18 protein-coding genes and 1 pseudogene are annotated in these 17,961 nt (G+C 62.8%); 8 read left to right on the top strand and 11 right to left on the bottom strand.

The genetic code is table 11. The features are described from left to right. Positions 1-65 precede the first annotated feature (65 nt). Both U9R80_RS24165 and U9R80_RS24160 read left to right on the top strand, forming a co-directional pair. On the top strand, positions 66-383 hold the full coding sequence (locus U9R80_RS24165; RefSeq protein WP_301839985.1) for a hypothetical protein: 318 nt from the start codon (positions 66-68) through the stop codon (positions 381-383). Between the two features lie 126 nt (positions 384-509). Then, positions 510-1,271: a YdcF family protein gene (locus U9R80_RS24160; RefSeq protein WP_301839987.1), complete on the top strand. Its 762-nt coding sequence runs from the start codon at positions 510-512 to the stop codon at positions 1,269-1,271. Here the strand turns inward: U9R80_RS24160 and lnt are convergent. From lnt to miaB, 5 genes are all read right to left on the bottom strand, one after another. Then, positions 1,268-2,785, bottom strand: a complete 1,518-nt coding sequence (gene lnt, locus U9R80_RS24155) for an apolipoprotein N-acyltransferase (RefSeq protein WP_301839989.1) — start codon at positions 2,783-2,785, stop codon at positions 1,268-1,270. The genes U9R80_RS24160 and lnt overlap by 4 nt on opposite strands. Before the next feature lie 8 nt (positions 2,786-2,793). Further along, the gene (locus U9R80_RS24150; RefSeq protein WP_028944390.1) at positions 2,794-3,633 is read right to left on the bottom strand and encodes an HlyC/CorC family transporter; all 840 of its coding nucleotides are present in this window, start codon (positions 3,631-3,633) and stop codon (positions 2,794-2,796) included. 5 nt (positions 3,634-3,638) lie between these two features. Continuing rightward, positions 3,639-4,133, bottom strand: a complete 495-nt coding sequence (gene ybeY, locus U9R80_RS24145) for an rRNA maturation RNase YbeY (protein WP_301840133.1) — start codon at positions 4,131-4,133, stop codon at positions 3,639-3,641. Further along, entirely contained in the window at positions 4,126-5,124 is a 999-nt protein-coding gene (locus tag U9R80_RS24140) for a PhoH family protein (RefSeq protein WP_028944388.1), read from the bottom strand. The genes ybeY and U9R80_RS24140 overlap by 8 nt, the downstream gene beginning before the upstream one ends. A gap of 123 nt (positions 5,125-5,247) precedes the next feature. Further along, entirely contained in the window at positions 5,248-6,576 is a 1,329-nt protein-coding gene (gene miaB / locus U9R80_RS24135; protein WP_301839990.1) for a tRNA (N6-isopentenyl adenosine(37)-C2)-methylthiotransferase MiaB, read from the bottom strand. Positions 6,577-6,704: 128 nt separating this feature from the next. On the opposite strand from miaB, the gene U9R80_RS24130 reads away from it, so the two are divergent. Next, entirely contained in the window at positions 6,705-7,031 is a 327-nt protein-coding gene (locus U9R80_RS24130) for a DUF1820 family protein (protein WP_028944386.1), read from the top strand. Positions 7,032-7,040: 9 nt separating this feature from the next. Here U9R80_RS24130 and U9R80_RS24125 read toward each other — a convergent pair whose 3' ends face one another. The 4 genes from U9R80_RS24125 to U9R80_RS24110 form a co-directional block, all read right to left on the bottom strand. Beyond that, a complete protein-coding gene (locus tag U9R80_RS24125) occupies positions 7,041-7,589 on the bottom strand; it encodes a tetratricopeptide repeat protein (protein WP_301839992.1) in 549 nt (182 codons plus the stop codon). A gap of 172 nt (positions 7,590-7,761) precedes the next feature. Continuing rightward, positions 7,762-9,042 carry a glutamate-1-semialdehyde 2,1-aminomutase gene (gene hemL, locus U9R80_RS24120; protein WP_301839993.1) on the bottom strand — a complete coding sequence of 427 codons (1,281 nt, stop codon included), beginning with the start codon at positions 9,040-9,042 and terminating at the stop codon, positions 7,762-7,764. Positions 9,043-9,057: 15 nt separating this feature from the next. Next, on the bottom strand, positions 9,058-9,684 hold the full coding sequence (gene thiE / locus U9R80_RS24115) for a thiamine phosphate synthase (RefSeq protein WP_301839995.1): 627 nt from the start codon (positions 9,682-9,684) through the stop codon (positions 9,058-9,060). A gap of 15 nt (positions 9,685-9,699) precedes the next feature. Beyond that, positions 9,700-10,497, bottom strand: a complete 798-nt coding sequence (locus U9R80_RS24110) for a hydroxymethylpyrimidine/phosphomethylpyrimidine kinase (protein WP_028944382.1) — start codon at positions 10,495-10,497, stop codon at positions 9,700-9,702. A gap of 265 nt (positions 10,498-10,762) precedes the next feature. Between U9R80_RS24110 and U9R80_RS24105 the strand changes: the two genes are divergently transcribed. The 4 genes from U9R80_RS24105 (at position 10,763) to U9R80_RS24090 (ending at position 16,655) form a co-directional block, all read left to right on the top strand. Continuing rightward, entirely contained in the window at positions 10,763-12,745 is a 1,983-nt protein-coding gene (locus U9R80_RS24105; RefSeq protein WP_301839997.1) for a sensor histidine kinase, read from the top strand. An 83-nt stretch (positions 12,746-12,828) separates the two neighbouring features. Then, positions 12,829-14,481: an acyl-CoA dehydrogenase family protein gene (locus tag U9R80_RS24100; RefSeq protein ID WP_301839998.1), complete on the top strand. Its 1,653-nt coding sequence runs from the start codon at positions 12,829-12,831 to the stop codon at positions 14,479-14,481. Between the two features lie 32 nt (positions 14,482-14,513). After that, entirely contained in the window at positions 14,514-16,019 is a 1,506-nt protein-coding gene (gene amn, locus U9R80_RS24095; protein ID WP_442964925.1) for an AMP nucleosidase, read from the top strand. A 6-nt stretch (positions 16,020-16,025) separates the two neighbouring features. Continuing rightward, positions 16,026-16,655 carry a pseudouridine synthase gene (locus tag U9R80_RS24090; protein ID WP_301840001.1) on the top strand — a complete coding sequence of 210 codons (630 nt, stop codon included), beginning with the start codon at positions 16,026-16,028 and terminating at the stop codon, positions 16,653-16,655. Here U9R80_RS24090 and U9R80_RS24085 read toward each other — a convergent pair. Together U9R80_RS24085 and U9R80_RS24080 are read right to left on the bottom strand one after the other, a co-directional pair. Continuing rightward, positions 16,652-16,855 (bottom strand): DUF2788 domain-containing protein, encoded by a 204-nt coding sequence (locus U9R80_RS24085; RefSeq protein WP_301840002.1) that lies wholly within the window; start codon positions 16,853-16,855, stop codon positions 16,652-16,654. The two genes, U9R80_RS24090 and U9R80_RS24085, sit on opposite strands and share 4 nt — an antisense overlap. A 55-nt stretch (positions 16,856-16,910) precedes the next feature. Then, positions 16,911-17,387: an Lrp/AsnC family transcriptional regulator gene (locus U9R80_RS24080; protein WP_028944377.1), complete on the bottom strand. Its 477-nt coding sequence runs from the start codon at positions 17,385-17,387 to the stop codon at positions 16,911-16,913. 386 nt (positions 17,388-17,773) lie between these two features. On the opposite strand from U9R80_RS24080, the pseudogene U9R80_RS24075 reads away from it, so the two are divergent. After that, a pseudogene (locus U9R80_RS24075) lies at positions 17,774-17,944 on the top strand (DUF6515 family protein); the annotation flags it as partial. Positions 17,945-17,961: the final 17 nt, after the last annotated feature.

Raw genomic sequence — 17,961 nt, 5'->3', positions numbered from 1 at the left:
GCTTTTGCGAGTGACGCTAAGCTCAGGTGTGGGGGAGATATATTTATCTTCAATGAGGTGAACGGATGGGAGAGTCGCAGCTACAAGCAACAAAACCCGAGCTTTACGAGCGGCTGATTGATCGTCTGGGGCTGGCCCTGGATGTCGCTAGAACGGCCGTTCGGTTACGCGATGAAGTGCCTGCTGAATTGGAGTTGCGTGGTCTTAGCCGCGCTGAATTCGATGTGATCAAGGCCTATCTGGACTCCCTTCCAGAAGGCGGGCATGGACGCGCTGGCGCACAGCTATCACCGGAGCCGCCACCTTCGGCCAGAGTCGTCTGGCTCAAAGACAAGACGCGCCCCACCACCACGGCAAAATCCAGGACGCTGCAATTCAAATAGCCGTTCGGATTCCCAGGCGCAATGCGGAGTGCGCCACATTCGGAAAAACCATGAGGATCGGCGCCTGACTACGCTTGTTGCCAGGTGCCGATCCTTTTAGGCTGCGCACCTCCCTGGAGGTGTCCTGTGCCGATCCGCTACCTGATCAAACAACTGATTCTGCCCCCTGGCATTCTATTCCTTTTGCTGCTTCTGGCCTGGTGGCTGCGCCGCTCCTGGCCGCGGCTTTCTGCCCTGTGCTTCGTGCTGGGCCTGGGTGGGTTGTGGTTGATGAGCTTGCCGGTTGTTGTCGAGCGTTCGGCGCGCTGGCTGGAAACCGAGCCGGCGCTGAACCAGGCGAATTGGGCGCAACTGGCCGAGCGGGCAGATGCCATTGTCATTCTGGGTGCCGGGCGAGAGCGTGGCGATCCGGCCTGGGGCGATGTCGACCAGCCAACCGGCGTGGCCATGGAGCGCATGCGCTATGCCGCGCAATTGGCCAAGGCGTCAGGCTTGCCGTTGCTGACCAGTGGAGGCCTGCATTTTGGTGCGCCTCCCAGCGAGGCGCAGTTGATGGCCGATGCCCTCCAGCGTGACCTGGGTGTTGCGGTGCGCTGGCAGGAAGGGCGCAGCCGCACGACCTGGGAAAATGCCCGGATGACTGCCGAAATGCTGCAGCCCCTGGGCATCAAGCGTGTGGTGGTGGTGACTCAGGCCTGGCATATGCAGCGCTCGCGCTGGAGCTTCGAGCAGGCCGGCTTCGAGGTGGTGCCAGCGCCGGTCGGCTTTCTTGGGCGCGATCATGCCCGGCCGTTCGGTGGCTGGCTGCCAGAGAGCAAGTCGATCTGGCAGAGCGGCCAACTGCTCAACGAGGCAGTCGGCCTGCTCGGCTATCGGACGTTCTACTAGACGGTCTTGGCGATGCGGCTGGCGAGCAGGGCCCAGCCCAGCAACAGCGCGCAGAGGATCACCAGGGGCCAGGAGCGGTACTGCAGGTACGGTGTGAGCTGCTGCATCGGCACCACTTCGCCGTAGAGGATCCCGCGCTCGAACTGCGGGATCTGCACCGTGATACGCCCGAACGGGTCAATCAGACCGGTCACGCCATTGTTGGTGGCGCGGATCATCCAGCGCCCCGCCTCCAGTGCGCGCATCTGGGCCATCTGCAGGTGTTGCAGCGGGCCGATCGAGGTGCCGAACCAGGTATCGTTGCTGATGGTCAGGAGAATGTCGCTGCGCGCTGCCAGGCTTGCAGCGAACTCCGGGTAGACCACTTCGTAGCAAATGTACGGAGCGATCTGATAGCCCTTGGCTTGCAGCAATGGCTGGTCCGACGGGCCTCGGGCAAAGTCCGACATGGGCAGGTCGAAGAAGGCGATCAGGCCGCGAAGCATGTCCTGCAAGGGTACGTACTCACCGAACGGCACCAGCTTCTGCTTGAGGTAGGTGCCATCGCCTTCGCCGGTCACGGTAATGCCGTTGTAGTAGCGACGTTGCTGGTGGACGATCTCGCGTACCGGGAGCCCGGTAATCAGCGCCGAATGACGCTCGGCGGCAAAACTCCCCATCATGTCCAGGTAACCCTGGGCCTGGTCCTTGAGGATCGGCACCGCAGTCTCCGGCCACACCAGCAAGTCGACGGGCTTGGAGCTGAAGCTCATGTCCCGGTACAGCGCGAGTTGGGCATTGACGTGTTCGGGGTTCCACTTCATTTCCTGCTCGACGTTGCCTTGCAGGGCCGCGACGGTCAGGGGCTTGCCGGCTGGCGTGGTCCAGGCGTGATCCTTCAGTGCCATCCCCACGCCCCAGGGCGCCAGCAGCAACACAATGGCCACCGCCAGGAAGGACTTGCGTTCACGCAGGCGTGGCAGGTTGCACAGCAAGGCTGCGCACAGGGCCAGGCAGAAGGAGATCAGCCACATGCCGCCGATCGGGGCCAGGCCGGACAGCGGGCCATCAAGCTGGCTGTAGCCGGAGTACAGCCAGGGAAAGCCGGTGAGGAACCAGCCGCGGAACGCTTCCTGGCCCACCCACAAGGCCGCGAAGCACAGGGCGTCGGCCAGGGGCGCTTCGTTGCGACGCAGCCAGCGTGCCCAGACCCAGGCGGGCAGGGCAAAGAACCAGGCGATGGCGGCAAAGAACGCCACCAGCAAGCCGGTCGCCAGTAGCGGTGTCGCGCCGCCGTAGGTGTTGATGCTGACGTAGATCCAGCTGGTGCCGGCGGCGTACAAGCCAAAGCCGAAGCACCAGCCGCGGCCCAGGGCCTGACGCGGGCTCAGCTCGCGCAGGCCAAGGTAGAACAGGCCGGCCGCCAGCAAAGCCAGCGGCCAGATGTCGAACGGCGCCAGGGCCAGGGTGGTGATTGCGCCAGCCGCCACGGCCAGCAGGTTACCGGGCCAGCCGGGGCGGGTGATCCAGCGCATGGTTGTCCTTAACGGGTGATAGGGGTCAGACGCAGCAGGTGTATCCGGCGGCTGTCGGCGTTGAGAATGCGGAAGCGATACGGGCCGATCTCGGTGGTCTCGTTACGCTTGGGCAGGTGGCCGAAGGCGCTCATCACCAGGCCGCCGACCGTATCGAACTCATCGTCGGAGAACTGGCTGTCGAAGAACTCGTTGAAGTTCTCGATCGGGGTCAGGGCCTTGATCAGGAAGTCGCCACTTGGCAGTGGCTTGATGTAGCTGTCTTCCTCGACGTCATGTTCGTCTTCGATGTCGCCGACGATCTGCTCGAGCACGTCTTCAATGGTGACCAGGCCAGCCACACCGCCGTACTCGTCGATGACGATGGCCATGTGGTTGTGGTTGGCACGGAACTCGCGCAGCAACACGTTCAGGCGCTTGGACTCGGGCACGAAGGTGGCCGGGCGCAGCAGGTCCTTGATGTTGAAGCTGTCGCCATTCTCCTTGAGGATCAATGGCAGCAGGTCTTTGGCCAGCAGCACGCCGAGCACATCGTCATGGCTTTCGCCGACCACCGGGTAGCGCGAGTGCGCAGCGTCGATCACCGCCGGCAGGAACTCGCGTGGCGATTGCGTGGCCTTGATGCTGATCATCTGCGAGCGCGGCACCATGATGTCGCGTACTTGCAGGTCGGCCACCTGGATGGCGCCTTCGACAATGGTCAGCGCCTCGCTGTCGAGCAGCTTGTTCTGGTGGGCTTCGCGCAGCAGCTCAAGCAGCTCCTGGCGGTTTTTCGGCTCATGGGCAAAAGCCTGGGTCAGTTTGCCCAACCAGGACTTTTGCCCGTTGCTCGATCGATCTTCGCTCATGGCGGTTACTCGTGTTCCTTGCTGATATCAGTGGGGGGTAAGTCGTGTTCGTCGTCGGCGTATGGGTCAGGGTGACCCAGTTCGGCAAGCAACTCGCGTTCCAGTGCTTCCATTTCCTCGGCCTCATCATCTTCGATGTGGTCATAGCCCAGCAGGTGCAGGCAACCGTGGATCACCAGGTGCGCCCAGTGGGCTTCGAGGGCCTTGCCCTGTTCGGCGGCTTCGCGCTCGACCACGGCGACGCAGATCACCAGATCGCCCAGCAGGGGAATGTCGAGCAGGTCGTCGGGGACGTCGGCGGGGAAGGACAGCACGTTGGTGGCGTAGTCCTTGTGCCGGTAGGTGTGATTGAGCTCACGGCCTTCGGCTTCGTCCACCAGGCGGATGGTCATTTCCGAGTCGGCAGTGCGCTGGCGCAACGCCAGCTCGCACCAGCGGCGGAAGAGTGCGTCATCAGGGGCAGCGGCATCCGTGGCCCGTTGCAGGTCGAGTTCAAGCATCGCGACGGGTGCCTTCACGGTCTGGCTGCTGGTTTTCAAAACGCTCGTAGGCCTCGACGATGCGCTGCACCAGCGGGTGGCGAACCACGTCTTTGGGCTGGAAGTGGGTGAAGCTGATACCCGGCACGTCCTTGAGCACTTCGATCACATGGGCCAGGCCCGACTTGGTGCCACGCGGCAGGTCGACCTGGGTGATGTCACCGGTGATCACCGCCGTGGAGCCGAAGCCGATACGGGTCAGGAACATCTTCATCTGCTCGACGGTGGTGTTCTGGCTTTCGTCGAGGATGATGAAGCTGTTGTTGAGGGTTCGGCCACGCATGTAGGCCAGCGGGGCGATCTCGATCACCTGGCGTTCGATCAGTTTGGCCACGTGTTCAAAGCCGAGCATTTCATACAGGGCGTCGTACAGGGGGCGCAGGTACGGGTCGATCTTCTGGGCCAGGTCGCCCGGCAGGAAGCCGAGCTTCTCGCCCGCTTCGACCGCAGGGCGCACCAGCAGGATACGGCGTACCTGTTCGCGCTCCAGTGCATCGACCGCGCAGGCCACGGCCAGGTAGGTCTTGCCGGTACCGGCCGGACCGATGCCGAAGTTGATGTCGTTGCCGAGGATTTCCTTGACGTAGCGCTGCTGGTTCAGCCCGCGAGGACGAATCATGCCCTTGCGTGTGCGCAGGGAAACACTGACTTCGTTCACCGCCGGGTTTTCCAGCGCCTGGACTGCAGATTCCTGCAGGAACAGGTGGACCATTTCCGGCGATAGCTCAGTGGCCTTGGTCTCGCGGTAGAGACGGCGCAGCAGTTGCTCGGCAGAGGAGGTGTGCTTGGGTTCGCCGATCAGCTCGAACTGATTGCCGCGGTTGCGGATTTCGATGGCCAGGCGTTGTTCGATGAGGCGCAAATGCTCGTCGAATTGCCCGCACAGATTGGCGAAGCGATGGGCCTCGAAGGGCTCGAGGATGAAACGATGAGGTTCTATGGGTGCGTTCAAGGTTGTTTTTCAGCCGCCCGACGGCAATGGATATGGACTCAAGGATAACCCTAGCCGCTGCAGGGCGAAAGCGCTGAAACGATCAAGGGTCGCCGGGCCAGTGTTGCGGCCCGGCTGGACAGGTCAATGGGCCAGCGAACCGAACAGCGAGTGAGGGCGTGCGTCGTCGATATGGATATCGACGAACTGGCCGATCAGCTTCGGATTGTCGCAGCGGAAGTTGACGATACGATTATTCTCGGTGCGCCCCTGCAACTGGCCAGGGTCGCGGCGCGAGTAGTCGGTGACGAGGATGCGCTGGATGCTGCCGACCATTTGTCGACTGATCTCGAAGCCTTGGGTATCCAGGCGATGCTGCAGGGCCTTGAGCCGCTCCTTTTTCACGTCTTCCGAGGTCTCGTCGGGCAGGTCGGAGGCCGGGGTGCCCGGGCGCTGGCTGTAGACGAAGGAGTAGGAGAAGTCGAAACCGACGTCGGCCACCAGCTTCATGGTCTGCTCAAAGTCTTTTTCGGTTTCGCCCGGGAAGCCGACGATGAAGTCCGAGCTGATGCAGATGCCCGGCACGGCGGCCTTGAGCTTGCGCAGTTTGGACTTGTATTCGAGCACGGTGTGGTTGCGCTTCATCGCCGCCAGCACGCGGTCAGAGCCCGACTGCACAGGCAGGTGCAGGTGCTTGACCAGCTCCGGTACTTCGGCGTGGGCCTGGATCAGGCTGTCGGAGAACTCCAGCGGATGCGAGGTGGTGTAGCGGATGCGGTCGATACCCTCGACGGCGGCGACCACGCGGATCAGCTCGGCAAGATCGGCCAGGCGGCCATCGTGAGTCTGGCCACGGTAGCCGTTGACGTTCTGCCCCAGCAGGGTGATTTCACGCACGCCGTTTTCGGCCAGGTGGATGACCTCGGCCAGCACGTCGTCGAACGGTCGGCTGACTTCTTCGCCGCGGGTGTAGGGCACCACGCAGAAGGTGCAGTACTTGCTGCAGCCTTCCATGACCGAGACATAAGCGGTCGGCCCGTCAATGCGCGGTTCGGGCAGGTGGTCGAACTTCTCGATTTCGGGGAATGACACATCGACCTGAGGCAGGCGCGTGGTGCGCGCAGCGTCGATCATCTCCGGCAGGCGGTGCAGGGTTTGTGGGCCGAAGACCACGTCGACATAGGGCGCGCGCTTGCGGATCGACTCGCCTTCCTGGCTGGCCACGCAGCCGCCAACGGCGATGACCATGTCCGGCTTCAGGTCCTTGAGTTCACGCCAGCGGCCCAGTTGGGAGTAGACCCGGTCCTGGGCGCGCTCGCGGATCGAGCAGGTGTTGAGCAGGATCACGTCCGCGTCTTCGGCCCGCGCAGTGACCTCCAGGGCTTGATGTTCACCCAGCAGATCGACCATGCGCGAGCTGTCGTACTCGTTCATTTGGCAACCGTGGGTTTCGATATAAAGCTTCTTGGCCATGGGAGATCATCAGGTAATTCGAAGAACCGCGCATTATAAGGGGGTGGGCCGGCGGTTCCTAGCATTGTCGGTCCAGGCCCTATGTTATAGTTAGCGCTTACTTTTCAACCTGTGACTGCCCCTTCGAAATGACCAAACGTGAAGCGCCTATCTACAAAGTGATCTTTCTCAACCAGGGCCAGGTATTCGAGATGTATGCCAAGCAGATCTACCAGAGCGATCTGTGGGGCTTTCTGGAGATAGAAGAGTTTGTCTTTGGCGAGCGTACCCAGGTCGTGGTCGATCCGAGTGAAGAAAAACTCAAGGCCCAGTTCGAGGGCGTGGTGCGCAGCTTCGTGCCGATGCATTCGATCGTGCGCATTGATGAGGTCGAGCGCTTGGGAACGCCGAAAATCAGCGAGGCCCGAGGCGTGGGCAACGTGATGCCGTTTCCGATGCCGATGCCGGAGAAGTAGGCCGGCTGTTCAGGGGAGTGGTGCGAAAGGGGTGCGCCCTTCGGCGGTCTGCAGCTCAAGCAGGTACTTGCGGAATATCTGTCCCAGTACCTGGGTCGCCACTTCCAGCTCATCGCGCGGCATTTTTTCCGACACTTCGTCGGCCAGGTCCAGGGCATCCTCTGCGCCGTTGACCGCCGCCATTTTCAACACGATGTACGCCTGTACATTGTTGGCGGCAACGCCTTCGCCCTTGTAGAACATGGTCCCCAGACGATATTGCGCCTCGGCGTGGCCTTGCAGCGAAGCCTGCTCGAAGTAGCTCAGAGCCTGATGAAGATCGCGCGGGGTGTAGGTGCCCTGATAATAGAATTCGCCCAATTCGTATTGAGCCTGGGCGTCGCCTGACTGCGCGGCTTGCTGGCACGCTGCCAGGGCCTGGGGCAGGTCTTCAGGTTGGGAATCGAGGGTGCAGCGGCCCGTTGCTGGAATCAGCAACGAGTTACCGCCTGCCGAGGCCAGCAGGGGCTGAAGAAGCAACAGGCAGCCCAGGGCGAGGGCGCGGCCGGTGCGGTTCATGGGGATCGACTTACCTCTGCAAAGCTGCGGCCAAAGTGTCTGGTGGCACATTATGGGATAAGCAGCGCCTACCTTACAAAGTCTTTACTCGATTTTCTGTTATCGCGGGGCAAGCCCGCTCCTACACCGTACAGTGTAGGAGCGGGCTTGCCCCGCGATGGTTCAGATGCAATCAGAGCTTGGCGAACGCCCGCTCGGCAGCATCCAGGGTGATTTTCAGCTCGGTTTCGCCGTGGGCGATCGAGGTGAAACCAGCCTCGAAGGCGCTTGGCGCCAGGTACACGCCACCTTCAAGCATCAGATGGAAGAAGCGCTTGAAGCGCTCGGCATCACTGGCCATCACGTCATCGAAGGTGACGATGTCGTCGGCGCCGCTGAAGTACAGGCCGAACATGCCGCCCGCCTGGGTGGTGACGAACGGAATACCGGCTGCATCGGCGCGCTGCTGCAGACCATCAAGCAATTTGCTGGTGTAGGCCGTGAGCTCGTCGTGGAAGCCTGGGCGGCTGATCAGCTTGAGGGTGGTCAGGCCGGCGGCCATGGCCAGCGGGTTGCCCGACAGGGTGCCAGCCTGGTAGACCGGGCCCAGTGGCGCGATCTGTTCCATGATCTTGCGCTTGCCGCCAAAGCAGCCCACCGGCATGCCGCCACCGACGATCTTGCCGAAGGTCGACAGGTCCGGGGTAACGCCGTAGTGCGCCTGGGCGCCGCCCAGGGCAACGCGAAAACCGGTCATCACTTCGTCGAAGATCAGCACCACGCCGTGCTGGTCGCACAGTGCACGCAAGCCTTCGAGGAAGCCCGGTGCCGGCGGCACGCAGTTCATGTTGCCGGCCACCGGCTCGACGATGATGCAGGCCACTTCCTGGCCCACTTCGGCCAGCATCTTCTCGACGGCGTCGATGTCGTTGAATGGCAGGGTCAGGGTGTGTTTGGCAAAGGCTGCCGGTACACCTGCGGAGCTGGGTACGCCCTGAGTCAGCAAGCCGGAGCCGGCCTTGACCAGCAGGCTGTCGGAGTGGCCGTGGTAGCAGCCCTCGAACTTGATGATGCTGTCACGGCCGGTAAAACCACGGGCCAGACGAATGGCGCTCATGGTCGCTTCGGTACCGGAGCTGACCATGCGCACCATTTCCATCGACGGCACGATCGAGCAGACCAGGTCGGCCATCTCGGTTTCCATGGCGGTTGGCGCGCCGTAGGACAGGCCGTGCTCAAGCTGCTTGCGCACCGAGTCGAGTACGTCCGGGTGGCTGTGGCCGAGGATCATCGGGCCCCAGGAACCCACGTAGTCGACGTAGCGCTTGTCATCTTCGTCGGTGACGTAGGCACCTTCGGCATGCTTGAAGAACAGCGGCGTGCCGCCAACGCTCTTGAACGCCCGCACCGGCGAGTTGACGCCACCGGGGATGTGCTTCTGGGCGTTGGCAAACAGGGTTTCGGAACGAGACATGATGGGCTCTCTCAATCAGGCAGATGCGAACAGGGCATTGAAGGCGCGGGCACGGCGGGTGACTTCCTGCGTGCTGTCGGCGCCGAACAGGCCGTGAATCACCGCTAGCAGGTCGGCGCCGTGGGCGACCAGCGGGGCAGCGTTGTCCAGGGTGATGCCGCCGATCACGCAGATCGGCAGTTTGAGCCGGGTACGGGCTTGTTCCAGCAGCGCGGTGTCGGCGGCTGGTGCACCCGGCTTGGTCACGGAGTTGAAGAAGCGGCCGAAGGCGACATAGCTGGCACCTTCACGGGCGGCTTGTTCGGCCAGCTCCAGCTGGGCGTGGCAGGTAGAACCGATGATTGCCTCGCGCCCCAGCAGGGTACGGGCCGGGGTCAGCGGGCCGTCGGTCTGGCCCAGATGAACGCCGACACCCAGGCGTGCGGCCAGCTCGGCATCATCGTTGATGATCAGACGGGTCTTGTAGCGGCTGCACAGCTCGGCCAGGGCTTCAGCCTCGCGCAGGCGGCGGGCTTCATCCTGGCTTTTGTCACGGTATTGCAACAAGGTCACGCCACCGTCGAGGGCCGCTTCGACGTAGGGCAAAAACTTGCCGGCCAACAGCTGGCTGTCGGTGATGGCATACAGACCGCGTAGCTTCATCTCGGGGCCTCGGGTTCAGGAACAGAAATCCAGGGGAAGGCGACGCGGCACGTATTGGCCTTTGCCCAGTTGTTCGGCATCGCGCAGGGTGCGCCAGGTGTAGTCAAGGGCCGAGCGTACGGCGCTTTGCAAGTGTTCACCCAGGGCCAGGCGGCCGGCCAGGGCGCTGGCCAGGGTGCAACCCGAGCCGTGGTAGCTGCCAGGCAGGCGTTGGCAGGTCCAGGTGTGACGCTGGCCATCGCGGCTGTACAGGCGGTTGTGGATTTCATGCTCGTCACCGTGACCGCCGGTGATCAGCAGGTGTCTGACGAAGGGCAGCAGTTTTTCTGCGCATTCGTCGGCAGTGCCTTCCGGCAGCTCGGCCAGGATGCGGGCCTCGGGCAGGTTCGGTGTGGCAATGGTCGCCAGCGGCAGCAACCGCTCGCGCATGGCATAGCCAACCTCATCCTTGCCCAGGCGGCCACCGCCGCCAGCGCGCAGTACCGGGTCGCAGACCAGCGGCAGGTGCGGGTGGGCACTGAGCAGTTCGACGACGGTGTCGACCATGTCCAGCGAGCCGAGCATGCCCAGCTTGACCGCGGCTACCGTCGAATCGGCGAGCACGGCGTTAGCCTGGGCCAGTACCCACTCGCGGTCGAGCACGCGAAAGTCACTGACATTGACGGTATCCTGCACGGTCAAAGCGGTCACGGCGGGAGCGGCGTGGCAACCTTGAGCAATCAGGGCTTCGATATCTGCCTGCAAGCCGGCGCCGCCACTTGGGTCGTGGCCGGAGAGACAGAGGACAACGGGGCGGGAGCTGTAGGTATTCATGGTGCGCGAGCTTACCACCAATCGCTTTTGTCGGGTCTGCCCCTGCAGTGAGGTTTTTTGATCAAGTGGTCAGGAAGTGCATGTATAAATCTCTGAAAGTACCGTTCTAGAGCCTTCCGATCAAAGTTTTAAGTAGCCTCTGGCAGCCCTGAAAAGCTATGCTAGAGTGCTCGAATCTACCGATAACGGTTACTGCCGGATTGCGTCGCCTCAAACGGATAGGGGGCCTTTGCGACACGACCGGGACAGACCATGCTGGGGCTGTATGCGCTATTTGCTGATTGTTGTGCTGGGCTGGTTGCCATTGCTGGCCGGGGCGGTCGATTTCGACGATTCAACGCGTAGCCTGCCCCTGGGGCGGGAAATGCACGTGTTCGAGGATCGCGAGGGGAATGCCAGCATTGCGCAGGTGAGTGCTCCGGCATTCAGCGAGCACTTTCGCCGACACCAGGCCGATGTGCTCAACGCGGGTTATTCAACCTCGGTGTTCTGGATCAGGCTCGATTTGCACTACACCGCCCTGCCTTCGGCCGCCCCGCGCAGTTGGTTGCTGGAGCTGGCCTACCCACCACTGGACCACCTGGAACTCTACCTGCCCGACGCCACCGGCACGTTCCGCCTGGCGCAGCGCACCGGCGACGCCTTGCCCTATGCCAGCCGCCAGATCGAGCAAAACAACTACCTGTTCGAGTTGCCCTTTGCCCCCGGGCAAACCACCACGGCCTACTTGCGCCTGCACAGCCAGGGCTCGGTACAGGCACCCCTGACCTTATGGTCCGCCAAGGCCTACCTGGAAGCGCAACCCACCCGTCTCTATGTGCTCGGTCTGATCTACGGCGTACTGCTGGGCATGCTGGTGTACAACCTGTTCATCTATCTCAGCGTGCGTGACACCAGCTACCTCTATTACATCCTCTATATCGCCTCGTTCGGCCTTTACCAGGTATCGGTCAACGGCGCCGGCGTGGCGTACTTCTGGCCGGACAACCCCTGGTGGGCGAACGCCGCCACGCCACTGTTCATCGGGGCTGCCGGATTGTTCGGCTGCCAGTTCGCCCGCAGTTTCCTGCAGCTGGGCCAGCACAGCCGGGTGTTCGACAACCTGCTCAAGTTGCTGATGGCCGGTGGTGTGCTGGTCATGCTGCTGTCGCTGACCAGCAGCTATGCCATTGCCTTGCGCCTGGCCACGGCGCTGGCCCTGCTGTTTACCGTAAGTATCTTTGCCGCCGGGGTGTTTGCCTGGCGCCGGGGCCTGCGGGTGGCGCGTTACTTCATCATTGCCTGGTCGGCCTTCCTGCTCGGTGGGCTGGTCAATACGCTGATGGTCCTGGGCTACCTGCCCAATGTGTTCCTGACCATGTACGCCAGCCAGATCGGCTCGGCCCTGGAGGTCGGCCTGCTGTCGCTGGCCCTGGCCGACCGGATCAACAGCATGCGTGACCAGCAGGCCCAGGCGCTCCGTGAGACCGGCCAGACCCTGGAGCGGCTGAACCAGCAGTTGGCCACTAGCAACCGACTCAAAGACGAGTTCCTGGCCACGGTGACCCACGAGCTGCGCACACCGATGAACGGGGTGATCGGCTCGCTGGAGCTGATGCAAACGCTACCCCTTGAGCCTGAACTGGCCCAGTACCAGCGCACCGCCAGTGCCGCTGCCCAGGACATGATGGGTATGGTCGACGACATCCTGATCCTTACCGAGCTTCAGGCCGGGCGGTTGAGTGCCCACAACGCCCCCTTCGGCTTGCGCGCACTGGTGCAGGAGTTGCGGGCCAAATACGCAGCGGCGGCCCTGGCCAAGGGTTTGTACTTGAGCCTGGATACCCCGGCCGACCTGCCCGAGATGGTGGTCGGTGACCGGCACAAGCTGGCGTTGTGCATCAGCTACCTGCTCGACAACGGGATCAAGTTCACCCATCAGGGCGGGGTGATGCTGCAGGTCAGGGGGCAGTTGCAGGGGCCTCATTTGGTCGGTCTGGCCATCAGTGTCAGCGACAGCGGCATCGGCTTCGACAGCCTGGACGACGCCAACCTCTACCAGCGTTTTTTCCAGGTGGATGGCTCCATGACCCGTCAATATGGCGGCCTGGGCATTGGCCTGGCGATCTGCCGGCAGTTGGCGGGACTGATGGGCGCCCGTCTGCAGCATGAGTCCAACCCGGGGCTTGGCAGCCGTTTTGAACTGCGCTTGAGCCTGGCCATGAGCCAGCCGCAGGCACTGAGCCGGCAGGGGCTAAATCGCAGCTAGTTAGGCGTTTTTGTCACTTTGTACGGGGGGCGGGGCGTGATTCACTGAAATTTCAGACACGTCCGGATCCAGGAGACCCCCCGATGAACCTGCACCAGTACGCTGAAACCCATGAGGTCACCAACCAGCCGCCATCGCTGGATGGCGCCAACCTCTACCGCATCGATCTGCCTTTGCAGGAGTGGTCGCGGCGTTACGGGGCGGGTTGGGCCGAGGCGCGCATTGATGCATACGGGGCGCTGGCCGGTGGGCCATTGATGGCGGCGGGGTTTCTGGCCAACCAGAACACGCCGCAATTCAGTAGCCATGACCGCTATGGTCACCGCATCGACCTGGTGGAGTTTCACCCGGCCTACCACGAGCTGATGCGCACGGCCATCGAGCATGGCCTGCCGTCGCTGCCCTGGACCGACCCTCGTGAAGGCGCCCATGTCGCCCGAGCCTCGATGACCTACCTGCACAGCCAGGCCGAAGCCGGTAGCGGTTGCCCGTTGACCATGACCTTTGCCGCCGTGCCGGCGCTCAAGCTGCAGCCGGAACTGGCTGAATACTGGCTGCCAAAGGTCCTTGCCACTGAGTACGACCCTCGTAACATCGGTGACCGGCACAAGGTCGGTGTGACCCTGGGCATGGCCATGACCGAGAAGCAGGGCGGTACCGACGTGCGCGCCAACACCACCCGCGCCTACCCGGTGGGTGCTCCGGGGCCGGGCCAGGCCTACGAACTGGTCGGGCACAAATGGTTCTGTTCGGCGCCGATGTGCGATGCCTTCCTGACCCTGGCCCAGACTGAAAAGGGCCTGAGCTGTTTCCTGCTGCCGCGCCACCGCCCGGATGACAGCCGCAACCAGTTCTATATCCAGCGCCTGAAGAACAAACTGGGCAATTGCTCCAACGCTTCCAGCGAAGTGGAATTCCGTGGCGCCCTGGCCTGGATGATTGGCGAGGAAGGGCGCGGCGTACCGACCATCATCGAGATGGTCGCCATGACCCGCTTCGACTGCATGGTCGGTTCCAGCGCATTGATGCGTCAGGCCCTGACCCAGGCCGCACACCATTGCGCCCATCGTCAGGTCGGCGGACGCCTGCTGGCCGAGCAGCCACTGATGCAGAACGTGCTGGCTGACCTGGCCCTGGAAAGCGAAGCGGCGCTGGCGCTGAGCCTGCGCATGGGGCACGCCCTGGACCAGCCCGATGATGCCCACCAGGCCCGCTTTGCCCGCCTGGTGACGGCGGTAGGCAAATACTGGATCTGCAAGCGTGCCCCGGCCATGATCAACGAAGCCGCCGAGTGCATGGGCGGCGCGGGGTATGTCGAAGAGAGCATCCTGCCAAGGCTGTACCGCGAGGCACCGGTCAACTCTACCTGGGAAGGTTCGGGCAACGTTCAGTGCCTGGATGTACTGCGCGCGCTGTCCAAGGAGCCGGGTGTGCTCGACACCCTGTTCGACGAGCTGGGCGATGGCCATGGCGACCCCCGACTGGCTGCACATATCGGCAACCTCAAGGCGGCATTCGCCGACACCGGCGACATCCAGTACCGCGCCCGCCAGCTCACTGAAGACATCGCCCTGGGCCTGCAGGCCAAGCTGTTGCTCGAGGCCGGTAATGCCACGGTCAGCGATGCCTTTATCGGCAGCCGCCTGGGCGGCAGTGGCCGGGTCTACGGGGTGTTGCCGCGGGGTGTGGATGTTGGCGAACTGGTGGCACGCGCGACCCCGAACTGGCCGCTCTAACGTGCGTGCCTTTGCCTGAATAAGTAGGCAAGATGGGGGCATGCATGTCAGACAGGAAGTACATTGTGAGCCGTACTGATGAAGCCTTCGTTGTCGTAGAAACCGCCGAGCAGGCCGTCGATCGTCTGGCGAGCCTGCACGAGCAAGCCACCGCAGCCTTGAGCCTGGCGCTCAAGCGCTACCTCAAGGACCGTACCGAGCCCACTGCCGAAGAACGTGCGCAGTTCCGCTACCCGGAACTGCGCCTGACGTACGAGTACCACGGCGAAGTACCGGCCATCACCCGGGCCTACGCCAAGGTGCAGTTGCCGGGTACCTACAGTGTCACCGTGACCCAGCCGGCGTCCTTCCGTAACTATCTGTTGGAGCAGCTCAAGCCACTGATGCGCGACTTCACCGTGACGGTCGAAGTGGGTGTGAGCGAGCAGAACATTCCGTACCCCTATGTGGTCGAGCAGGGCGATGAGCTGGCAGGTTCCGGCATCACCGCAGCGGCGCTGGCGCGGGTGTTCCCCAGCACTGACCTGTCGGCGGCCACCGACGGCATCGCCGATGGCCTGTACGACTGGGCCAACGTCGACCCCTTGCCGCTGGCGCTGTTCGACGCCGCGCGAGTGGATTTCTCGTTGCGCCGCCTGGTGCATTACACCGGCAGCGACTGGCGCCATGTACAGCCGTGGATCTTGCTGACCAACTACCACCGCTATGTCGACCAGTTCGTCAGCCATGGCCTTGAGCAGTTGCGCGATGACCCGCGCTTTGTGCGCATGGTGTTGCCGGGCAACGTGATCATTGAAAAGACCATGGACAACGGTGAAGCCCAGGCCCTGGTGGCTGGCGTGGTCTGGCACCGTTACCAGATGCCGGCCTACCACCTGATTGCTGCCGATGGCGATGGCATCACGCTGGTCAACATTGGCGTAGGGCCTTCCAACGCCAAGAACATCACCGACCACCTGGCGGTGCTGCGCCCGCATTGCTGGCTGATGATCGGTCACTGCGGCGGCCTGCGGCAGTCGCAGACCATCGGTGACTATGTGCTGGCGCACGCTTACATGCGCCGTGACGGCATTCTGGATCGAGTGGTGCCGCCGCACATTCCAATCCCGGCCCTGGCCGAGGTGCAGCTGGCGTTGCAGGAAGCCGCCGCCCAAGTGACCGGCGAACGTGGCGATGAGCTGAAAAAGCGCCTGCGCACCGGCACCGTGCTGACCTACGACGACCGCAACTGGGAGCTGCGCTGGGCCCAGGAGCGACCGTTGATCAACTTGTCGCGGGCCGTGGCGGTCGACATGGAGAGCGGCACCATTGCCGCCCAGGGTTATCGCCTGCGTGTGCCGTATGGCACCTTGCTCTGCGTATCGGACAAGCCGCTGCACAGTGAAATCAAGCTGCCGGGAGCGGCCAACGCCTTCTACAACCGGGCGGTCAGCCAGCACTTGAAGATCGGTATCGCGGCACTGGACCTGCTGCGCACCGAACTCCATTCGCTGCACTCGCGTAAACTGCGCAGTTTCGATGAGCCGCCGTTCCGCTGAGGCCCCATGCCGTTACCCCCACGTTCCACGCCGCGTCGTCCCGCGGCCAAACCCGCCGGTCCGCGTCGCCAAGCCAAGGCGCCGCCGGCCGAGCCGCGGTTGATCCTGTTCAACAAGCCCTTTGACGTGCTGACCCAGTTCAGTGACGGTGAAGGGCGTGCGACCCTCAAGGACTATATCGACATCCCTGGCGTCTATCCGGCCGGTCGCCTGGACCGCGACAGCGAAGGGCTATTGTTGCTGACCAACGACGGCCAGTTGCAGGCGCGCATCGCCGACCCCAAGCACAAGCTGGCGAAAACCTATTGGGTACAGGTAGAGGGCGAGCCGACCGAGGAGCAGCTGCAGCGTCTGCGCGACGGTGTCGAGCTCAATGACGGCCCCACCTTGCCCGCCCAGGCCCGCCAGCTTGAAGAGCCGCAGCTATGGCCGCGCAATCCGCCGGTGCGTTTTCGCAAGAGCGTGCCGACCAGCTGGCTGGAACTGGTGATCAAGGAAGGGCGTAACCGTCAGGTGCGGCGCATGACCGCCGCCGTCGGCCTGCCGACCCTGCGCCTGGTACGGGTGCGGATCGGCGACTGGACGCTGGAGGGGCTGGATCAGGGGCAGTGGCGGGAAGTGCCAGCGAAACGCTAGGCGCTTTCGATATAGCCGATCACCACGCTTTTGATGATGAAGGCGAGGATGCCCAGGCCCAGCACGAAAAACAGGATAAAGGTGCCGAACTTGCCGGCTTTGGACTTTTTCGCCAGGTCCCAGACGATAAAACCCATGAAACCAATCAGGATGGTGACCAGGATGGTCATCATCCATTCTTCAAACAACGCAGGATCCATCGATACTCTCCGGCAGGTTGAGGCGCGCGATTATACGCCCCGCTTGCCGGTCTGACTAACGCAGGTGCGTGAGCGGTAGTTCGGTGCTGGCCAGCACCTGGTTGAGCACAAAGCTCGAACGCACGCTGGTCACCCCTTCGATTCGGGTCAAGTGGCCCAGCAGCAGCTTCTGATAGTGGTCCATATCGGGCACTACCACCTTGAGCTGATAGTCGGCGTCCATCCCGGTGACCAGGCTGCATTCCAGCACCTGGGGCAGATTGCGAATCGCCGTTTCAAAGGCCTCGAAGCGCTCCGGGGTGTGCCGGTCCATGCCGATCAGCACGTAGGCGGTGAGGCTCAGGCCCAGCTTCTTGCGGTCGAGCAGGGCAACCTGGCGAGAAATGTAGCCGTCGTCCTCCAGTTGCTTGACCCGACGCGAGCAGGGCGAGGGCGAAAGGCCGATGCGTTCGGCCAGTTCCTGGTTGGAGATGCGCGCGTCACGCTGCAATTCGGCAAGAATGCTCAGGTCGTAGCGGTCCAGTTTGCTCATGGGACATGCCTTTTCTGTTTCGATTGCGGCGAATTATCAATCCGTAGCTAAAAATTGCGCAAGTGCTATTTGATTGAGCAATCTTCGCAATCCGCTGCCGGAGCTGCAGCCTTATGCTTACACCCAGAATCACTGCCCGGACATCAGTCCAGTGCAGCTGGCCTTATCAGGGCAGCTGCGGCCAGCAACCTAAAGGGTTGTGCTTGGCCCCCGGGCTACACACTGTCCACAAGACAGCGTGAGGTGAGCCGACGTCACAAGCGTCGAGCACGGACAAAATTCTCGAAGGGAGACCGACAGGTCTCCCTTTTTTAATGCCTGCGATTTTTCCGATTGCGGCCGATAGCGTTGCACACGCCCACGTTCAATGGCCCGAGAGGAAGAACATGAAGTCGCGTATCTGGCAGCTCGCCGGTGTTGCTTCGCTGTGGATAAATTTCAGTCTGCAAGTGTGGGCGCAAGAAGGCTCGCCGCTGCAGTCGCGCCCGGACCAGGTGCGCCAGACCCAGCCGCCTCGCGTTGGCTACTACGAGGATATTCCCCGCCGTGGCAATGACTGGTATCGGCGCCAGGA

It is taken from the genome of Pseudomonas sp. JQ170C (assembly GCF_035581345.1).
Classification (GTDB): domain Bacteria; phylum Pseudomonadota; class Gammaproteobacteria; order Pseudomonadales; family Pseudomonadaceae; genus Aquipseudomonas.
This window is presented reverse-complemented; position numbering and strand designations above follow the sequence as displayed.

Bases quoted from the DNA above. Each gene is read 5' to 3' on its own strand.
- U9R80_RS24165 (WP_301839985.1), top strand. From the start codon at position 66: ATGGGAGAGTCGCAGCTACAAGCAACAAAACCCGAGCTTTACGAGCGG.
- lnt (WP_301839989.1), bottom strand. From the start codon at position 2,785: ATGCGCTGGATCACCCGCCCCGGCTGGCCCGGTAACCTGCTGGCCGTG.
- U9R80_RS24150 (WP_028944390.1), bottom strand. From the start codon at position 3,633: ATGAGCGAAGATCGATCGAGCAACGGGCAAAAGTCCTGGTTGGGCAAA.
- ybeY (WP_301840133.1), bottom strand. From the start codon at position 4,133: ATGCTTGAACTCGACCTGCAACGGGCCACGGATGCCGCTGCCCCTGAT.
- miaB (WP_301839990.1), bottom strand. From the start codon at position 6,576: ATGGCCAAGAAGCTTTATATCGAAACCCACGGTTGCCAAATGAACGAG.
- U9R80_RS24130 (WP_028944386.1), top strand. From the start codon at position 6,705: ATGACCAAACGTGAAGCGCCTATCTACAAAGTGATCTTTCTCAACCAG.
- U9R80_RS24125 (WP_301839992.1), bottom strand. From the start codon at position 7,589: ATGAACCGCACCGGCCGCGCCCTCGCCCTGGGCTGCCTGTTGCTTCTT.
- hemL (WP_301839993.1), bottom strand. From the start codon at position 9,042: ATGTCTCGTTCCGAAACCCTGTTTGCCAACGCCCAGAAGCACATCCCC.
- thiE (WP_301839995.1), bottom strand. From the start codon at position 9,684: ATGAAGCTACGCGGTCTGTATGCCATCACCGACAGCCAGCTGTTGGCC.
- U9R80_RS24110 (WP_028944382.1), bottom strand. From the start codon at position 10,497: ATGAATACCTACAGCTCCCGCCCCGTTGTCCTCTGTCTCTCCGGCCAC.
- U9R80_RS24105 (WP_301839997.1), top strand. From the start codon at position 10,763: ATGCGCTATTTGCTGATTGTTGTGCTGGGCTGGTTGCCATTGCTGGCC.
- U9R80_RS24100 (WP_301839998.1), top strand. From the start codon at position 12,829: ATGAACCTGCACCAGTACGCTGAAACCCATGAGGTCACCAACCAGCCG.
- amn (WP_442964925.1), top strand. From the start codon at position 14,514: ATGGGGGCATGCATGTCAGACAGGAAGTACATTGTGAGCCGTACTGAT.
- U9R80_RS24090 (WP_301840001.1), top strand. From the start codon at position 16,026: ATGCCGTTACCCCCACGTTCCACGCCGCGTCGTCCCGCGGCCAAACCC.
- U9R80_RS24085 (WP_301840002.1), bottom strand. From the start codon at position 16,855: ATGGATCCTGCGTTGTTTGAAGAATGGATGATGACCATCCTGGTCACC.
- U9R80_RS24080 (WP_028944377.1), bottom strand. From the start codon at position 17,387: ATGAGCAAACTGGACCGCTACGACCTGAGCATTCTTGCCGAATTGCAG.